Genomic DNA, 6,980 nt, shown 5'->3' on the forward strand with positions numbered 1-6,980 from the left:
AGAAATCGTTTATCCCTTCATGAGGAACGCTTATCCGGAGCCGGCACCGCGCCTGCTGATCGTCTCTTATCACTTCCCGCCGGCGGAGACAGTCGGCGCACGGCGGCCCGCGGCCCTCGCGGCGTTCGCGAAGCAGCACGGGTGGGACGTCCGGGTGTTGACCGCAGTCGGGGCGGACCAGGGCGGCGCGCCCGTCCCGGTGCCCGAGGAGCACCTGATCCGGATCGCGCCGTCGCCGCGGCTCCGCCGGCCCGGCCGGAGTGCGGGAGAGCCGGTGCCGGACGGCGCCGCCCCACCGCCGTCCCGGCTCGGCTGGATCCGCTCCGGTGCCGATCGACTCCTGGTCAAGGCCGGCATGGAACTGTTGCTGCCGGATCCACAGCTCAACTGGATCCGGCCACCGGTACAGAACTTCGACCGGGGCGCCGCCGGATGGCGCCCGGACGTCATCCTGGTGTCCGGCCCGCCCTTCTCCGGATTCGTCGTGGCTGCCGCACTCGCCCGGCGGTTCCGGGTGCCATGGGTCGCTGACTACCGGGACCTGTGGTCTGTCGGCAACGAGTACTGGGTGCGCTCCGCACTGCGTCGAGCGGTCGACAAGAGGCTGGAGCGGCGCGTGCTGCGGAGCGTGGCGGCGTGCGTGACGGTCTCGGAGCCGCTGGCCGAGACGATCCACCGCACCTTCGGGGTGCAGACGCACGTGGTGATGAACGGCATCGACCGCCGGCCCGTACCGATGGAGTCCTTCGCGACCTCGGTCGGCGTCGAGGCGTCGGCTACCACACTGACGCTCGCACACACCGGCTACATCTATCCGGGAAAGCGTGATCCGAGCCCGCTGATCGACGCGATCGCCCTGCTCGGAGCGGACGCAGCGAAGGTGCACCTGATCTTCGCGGGGGAGGACCACGGCATCACCCGCGCCGCCGCTGAACGGGCCGGCGTGACCGACTCCGTCACCCTTCTCGGCCAGGTCTCGCCGGAGAAGTCGTGGCGGATCCAGGCGGACGCGGACGCGCTCGTCCTGCTCATGTGGAACGATCCGCGAGACGCCGGCACGGTGACCGGCAAGATCTTCGACTACCTCCAGGCCCGCCGCCCCGTCCTCCTGCTCGGTTACGAGCACGGCGTGGCCGCACGCCTGCTGCGCGAACGGAGCGCGGGGGTCGTGGCGAACGACCCGGCCGCGATCGCAGCCCGGTTGCGGGAGTGGCTCGCCGTGAAGGAACGTACCGGACGGGTGCCGGCAGTCCCGGCCGCTGCGCTCGACGGGCTGTTCCGTGAGGATCAGCTCGGCCGCTACCTCGACATCCTCCGGGACGCCGCGCGAGGGGGCGTCCGGCGTCCCGTCACCTGAGCGGTCCCGACGGACGGCGCCCGCAGCGGTTGATGCGTGTGCCGTCCGGTGCGCGGCATGTCAGCGTGCGGCGGGATGTCAGCGTGCGGACGGAAGGGAAACCGGTGCTCGGCCCACCCGGCCGGCGGCGGTCTCGGCGACGGCCCGGTAGAACGACGCCCGGCGGGCGTCGAGCGTCTCGGCGGAGAAGTCACGGGACCGGCGGAGGTTGCGGGCCGAGGCTGCCGCGAGCCGGTCCGGGTCGGCCAGTATCGCGGTCACTGTGGAGGCGAGTGCGGCCGGGTCGTCGGGCGGCACCAGGCAGTCCGGTTCGAGCAGCTCCGGAATGCCGCCGGCGGTCGAACCGACCGCCGGCAGTGCCCTGGCCATCGCCTCGATGAGCGCCCGGGGCAGGCCCTCGGTACGCGACGGCATCACGAACAGGTCCGCCGAGTCCAGTTGGCGGCGGACCGCGTCGGCGTCGGGTAGCGGGCCGGTGAAGCTCACCCGGTCGGCCACTCCCGATCGGGCGGCCAACTGCTCCAGATGGGGACGGTAGGTGCCCACGCCGACATGCACGAGCCGGGCCCGGGGCCCGTCGGCGGGCATCAGCGTCAGCGCGGAGATGAGCGTGTCGATTCCCTTGTAGAGCTGTTCGAGCGAGCCGACCGACACCAGTGTCGCTACTGGCGGAAGCTGCCGGACCGGCCGGGCCTGCGGCACGAACGCCGCCGGTGGCAGGTCGACGCTGGAGATGCCGGCCGTGGGCGTGGTCGGCAACGCGGGGTAGCGGAGTTGCAGGCGCCGTTCCGTCTCGTACGCCACGGCGGCGGCCTCGCGGCACTGCCGGCGCAGCGTCCGGGTGGACAGCGTGCGCAGCAGCGGCCGCAGCGGATGCCGGACCACCCCCGGGGCTAGCACGTCGTACGGATCCCCGATCACTTCGAGCGCGTACGGAAGGCGGGCCCGGTCGCGTGCCCGAGCCAGCAGTGAGCCGATCGGCGAGGGCACCCGGAGCACCACGGCGTCCCGGGGTTCCGCCGCCGCCGACACCGCTGCGGCGATCGCCCGCCGTCCCAGCAGGTAACCCCGAGGCCCGACGTAGTACGGCAACGCCCAGACGTCGACGCCGTCCCCGTCGGCCCGGGCCGCGGCCGCCGGTCGCTGCGCGACGTCCCGCACCCGGGCGGCGACGCGTACGTTGTCGAAGGCGACCAGGTACCGTCGCCAGATCGCGTTGTCCGGGCCTGCTTCGACCCAGACCGCGCCGTCCGGAGTCCGGCTGAAGCGCGACTCCGATGTCACCACGACCCGCATCAGGCTCTCCCGCCGGTCCGGCAGGCGGCCTCCACCACGTCGGCGACATCGCCGGCGGCAAGCGTGTTGTCGAAGTGCCGCAGCGCGAACCGCTGGGCCCGCTCACCCCGCAGCCGGAGCCGGCCGTCGGTGAACTCGTCGTAGGCCTGCCGCAGTCCGGCGACCAGCGCTGCCACGTCGTTGCGTGGCACCACCCAGCCGGTCGTCTCGTCGACGGTCTCGGGCAGACCGCCGGCGTCGCTGACGATGCTGGGCACCCCGGTGGCGCCCGCCTCACAGGCGGCGCCGTGTCCCTCGGACAGGGAGGGACTGACGCTCACGTCGGCGGCGCGGTAGCAGTCGCGCACGTCCGACACCGACGTCAGCCACGTCACGCTCGGGTCGCGATCGACCTCGAAGCGCTGGATCAACTCGCGCCGGTGCGCCTCTCCGGCCGCCGAGAAACCGGCGCCCACCAGGAGCAGCCGGGCGTCCGGGTGGTCGGCGCGGAACTCCCGCCAGGCCGCCAGCAGCACGTCGTGACCCTTGATGCCTCGGCCCTGGTGAACCAGCCTCCGGGGCGGATAGACGTAGGCGACCATGATGGCGACGAACGCGTCCTCCTCGATGCCGAGTTCGGCGCGCGCCTTGGCCCGCACCTCCCGCCGGTCGGCTGAGCCGGCCAGGTCGGCGAAGTGCGCGGCCCGGGCGCCGTAGGTGACGACCGGTCGCCGGGGCGCGGGACACCCGAGCGCGCCGTAGAGGCCCGAGGTGTGGCCGGTGCCGCAGATGGTGACGTCGTCGAGCCGCCACAACACCCGCTCGACGATTTTGATCAGCGGAGACTCCAGGTACAGCGGCCCGGCCACCATGTGCACCCGGCGCAGCGGCAGGCGCAGGCTCGCGAAGCGGGCGGCGAGCGCGGACGCGTAGAGGTGGTACTTCAGCACGTCCGGACGGAGCCGGCTGATCAGGCGGCGGAGCCGCCACAGGTCCCGCAGCGTCGACGGGCGCGGCCGGAAGCGGAAGTCGAACGGCGAGTCGTGCACCTCGACACCTCGCCGCCGCAGCTCCTCGGTCAGTCGCCCGGTCCGGCGCGGCAGGACCGCCACGACCTCGTGGCCACGGCGGCGGAGTTCCTCCACCTGCGGGACGATCCAGAGTCCGCCCTGGTCGGTCTTCAGCAGGACTACGACCCGCAGTGGGCGCATGTCCGCGCCGGCCGTCACCGGGCGTCCAGGAACTGCTCGACCGCGCCGACGACCCGCGCCAGGCGGTCGTCGTCCAGGGCGGAGCCGCTGGGCAGGGTGAGCCCTTGGGCGAACAGGCGGTCCGAGGCGCCCGTTACGACCGCCCGGCACCCGGCGAACACCGGCTGGCGGTGCATCGGCTTCCACACGTGCCGGGTCTCGATGTCCCGCGCGGCCAGGTGCGCCCCGAGTTCCGCAGCCGACCACCCGGTCCGCTCGGGGTCGACCACGATGCTGGTCAGCCAGCAGTTCGAGCCCTCGTCCCCGTCGCCGAGCAGACGTACCCCGGGCACGCCGGAGAACAGCTTGGCGTAGCGCTCGCGCAGCAGCCGGCGGCGGCGCATCATCCCGTCCAGCCGGTGCAGCTGCGCCCGGCCCAGGGCCGCGAGCAGGTTGCTGAGCCGGTAGTTGTAGCCCACGTCGACGTGCTCGTAGTGCGGCACGGGCTCGCGCGCCTGAGTGGCCAGGTGCCGGCAGCGGGCGAGCAACGCCTCGTCGTCGGAGAGCAGCATCCCTCCGCCGGACGTGGTGATGATCTTGTTGCCGTTGAACGACAGCGCGTTGAGCCGTCCGAAGGTGGCGGCCGGGCGTCCGCGGTAGGTGGCACCCAGCGCCTGCGCGGCGTCCTCGACCACCGGCGCGCCTGCCGCCTCGCACACCGGCAGCAGCTCGTCGTAGTCGGCGCACGTGCCGAACATGTCCGCGACCAGGACCGCAGCGACCTTCTCGCCGGCCCGGGTCAGCATGTCGAGCATCTCGGCGAGCGCGCTCACGTCCATGTTCCCGGTCGCCGGGTCGCAGTCGACGAAGACCGGCTCGGCGCCGGTGTAGACAGCGGCGTTGGCGGTGGCCGCGAACGTCATCGTCGGTGCCACCACCACGCTTCCCGGCCCGGCCCCCAGGACGAGGAGGGCGAGGTGCAGCGCGGACGTGCCGGAGTTGAGGGCCAGCGCGTGCTTCGCCCCGACACGTTCCGCCACCTCCCGCTCGAACGCCTCCACCTCGGGCCCGAGCGGCGCCACCCAGCCCGAGCGGATCGCGCGGAGGACGTAGGACTCTTCCAGGGGCCCGACATCGGGCGGGGACAGGTAGATCCGGCCGGTCATCGAGCCTCCGTCCCCGCAGCGGGATCACGGTCGTGGCAGCGAAGGGTCACGGACGGTAAAACGGTCGACCAGTCGAGGAGTGATGGCGTACGCCGGGTTCATGCCGAAAAGCACACGATCGTGCCGCGCGGCGGCGTCGGGTCGCAACACGTGCCCCTGGTACCGAGTAGAGTTCGGCGGCCCTGCCAGGAATCGACGATCCAGGAGCCCCGAGTGCTGCACCTGAGGGTGATCGCGCCGAGCGAACAGTCGTCAGCGGTCGTGGAACTGCTGGCCGCCGATCCCGGCGTCACCCACCTCGTGGTGCTGCCCGGCGCTGCCCGCCAGCCCGCCGGTGACTACGTCACCTGCGACGTCGTCCGGGAGAGCGCCGACGGTGTGCTGAGCCGGCTCCAGGAACTCGGCGTCGAGGCGCACGGCGCGATCGCCGCCGACGACGTGGAGCTGACCCTGTCCGAGGCGGCCGACCGGGCCGCCGAGGAGGCGCCCGGGCACGGCGAGGACGCCGTGGTCTGGGACGAGATCGCCGCGAAGACCGGCGAGCAGACGGTGCTCACCGGCACGTTCCTCGCCCTGATCGTGGTGGCCACCATGATCGCCGGAATCGGTGTGCTGCTCGACCAGCCCATCCTGATCGTCGGCGCGATGGTGGTCGGCCCCGAGTTCGGGCCGCTCGCCGCGCTCTGCGTGGCGCTGCTACGGCGGCAGCCGCGCGTGGTCGGCCGCTCGGTGCAGGCGCTGACCGTCGGCTTCGTCGTCGCCATGGCGGCCACGGTGCTGAGCACCTGGGCGCTCACCGCGGCCGGCCTGGTCGGCCGGGACATGCTGTTGGCGGAACGGCCGATGACCGACTTCATCTGGCGCCCGGACGCGTTGTCATGGGTGGTGGGCCTGCTCGCAGGCGTTGCCGGCATGTTGTCGCTGACCTCGAAGAAGTCCGGGTCGCTCGTTGGCGTGCTGATCTCGGTGACCACCGTGCCGGCGGCGGCAAACGTGGCTGTCGCGTCCGCGTACGGCGTGTGGCACGAGGCGGCCGGCTCCGCCCTCCAACTGGTGATCAACCTGGCCGCTATCGTGCTCGCCGGACTACTCACGCTGGTGGTCCAGTTGTGCTGGTGGCGGCACGTCGCCCGGCGGGCCGCGCACGCCGTGCCGCGGCAGCGGGCCGATCAGCGACCCGGCCCGGTCAGCGCCAGTCGTCGCCCGCGTCGAGACGGCGGCTGAGCAACGCCGCCAGCGGCACCGACTCGCCGTCGCGGCCGCCCCGGCCGACCACGAGCGGCGGCGCGCTGGGCCGCGGGTCGGCCCCGAGCAGCCGTGCTCGCAGACCCGGCGGCACGGTGAGCAGGTAGAAGCGCCCCTCGGTGTCCACAGCGCGGCTGTGCGCCCGGTCCACGTACCAGCCGGTGATCCGCGTACGGTAGCGCCCGCGCCCGTCATGGCCGGTAGCGGTCAGCCGGTCCGCACGCAACCCTCGCCGCAGCGCCTCGGCGGCGAACCGGGCCACGAGATCCGCGGCCTCCGCCTGCTCCGCCGCGCGTTCCCGGTCAGCGGCCGCCGCGTGCGCCCGCACCGCGTGGCGTCGCCGCTCCCGCCACCGCTCGTCCTCCTCGGCCCCCACGACGGCGAGGGTACGCGGAACCCGGGCTGCCCGGCGACGACGGCGGCCTCCAGGCCGGCGCGGACCGAGACACCCCTGGCCGCTCCCTCGCGCCAGTCGTCCCGCCCTGCCGCGTGTCAGCTTCGCGAACCGGCGCGTCGCGGTTGCCGAAGGGCACTGCCGGGCTGAGTCTTTCGTGACCTCAGCCCGGCAGGGCAGCCGAACGTGTCAGGCCAGCCCGGCGCGGCGCAGCGCCTCCGCCATGGCGTCGTTGACCGGAGCGGGACCGCCGCCACCGCGGCCCGACCGTTGCTGCTGGGCGCCGCGCGCCGCGCCGCCCTTCCCGCCGCCGGAGCCGCCGCGCTGACCGCCGCCGCGTTGCCCGCCCTGCT

The 6,980-nt window shown here is 73.4% G+C and carries 6 protein-coding genes; 2 read left to right on the forward strand and 4 right to left on the reverse strand.

The window, feature by feature from the left end:
- Positions 1-19: 19 nt before the first annotated feature.
- Positions 20-1,357, forward strand: coding sequence for a glycosyltransferase (locus AB0D28_RS23485; protein WP_357388967.1), 1,338 nt, complete (start codon positions 20-22; stop codon positions 1,355-1,357).
- Positions 1,358-1,435: 78 nt separating this feature from the next.
- Here AB0D28_RS23485 and AB0D28_RS23490 read toward each other — a convergent pair whose 3' ends face one another.
- The 3 genes from AB0D28_RS23490 to AB0D28_RS23500 are packed head-to-tail and all read right to left on the reverse strand — an operon-like array spanning position 1,436 to position 4,988.
- Positions 1,436-2,653 (reverse strand): glycosyltransferase, encoded by a 1,218-nt coding sequence (locus AB0D28_RS23490; protein ID WP_357388969.1) that lies wholly within the window; start codon positions 2,651-2,653, stop codon positions 1,436-1,438.
- On the reverse strand, positions 2,653-3,861 hold the full coding sequence (locus AB0D28_RS23495) for a glycosyltransferase family 4 protein (protein ID WP_357388971.1): 1,209 nt from the start codon (positions 3,859-3,861) through the stop codon (positions 2,653-2,655). The genes AB0D28_RS23490 and AB0D28_RS23495 overlap by 1 nt, the downstream gene beginning before the upstream one ends.
- Entirely contained in the window at positions 3,858-4,988 is a 1,131-nt protein-coding gene (locus AB0D28_RS23500) for an aminotransferase class I/II-fold pyridoxal phosphate-dependent enzyme (RefSeq protein ID WP_013474757.1), read from the reverse strand. The genes AB0D28_RS23495 and AB0D28_RS23500 overlap by 4 nt, the downstream gene beginning before the upstream one ends.
- A 213-nt stretch (positions 4,989-5,201) precedes the next feature.
- Between AB0D28_RS23500 and AB0D28_RS23505 the strand changes: the two genes are divergently transcribed.
- Positions 5,202-6,212: a DUF389 domain-containing protein gene (locus AB0D28_RS23505; RefSeq protein ID WP_357388973.1), complete on the forward strand. Its 1,011-nt coding sequence runs from the start codon at positions 5,202-5,204 to the stop codon at positions 6,210-6,212.
- On the opposite strand, the gene AB0D28_RS23510 is transcribed toward AB0D28_RS23505, so the two are convergent.
- Complete coding sequence (locus AB0D28_RS23510; protein ID WP_357388975.1) at positions 6,175-6,609, reverse strand: hypothetical protein; 435 nt, start codon at positions 6,607-6,609, stop codon at positions 6,175-6,177. The genes AB0D28_RS23505 and AB0D28_RS23510 overlap by 38 nt on opposite strands.
- Positions 6,610-6,980 lie beyond the last annotated feature (371 nt).

Source organism: Micromonospora sp. NPDC048169, from assembly GCF_040652815.1.
In the GTDB taxonomy this organism is placed as follows: domain Bacteria; phylum Actinomycetota; class Actinomycetes; order Mycobacteriales; family Micromonosporaceae; genus Micromonospora.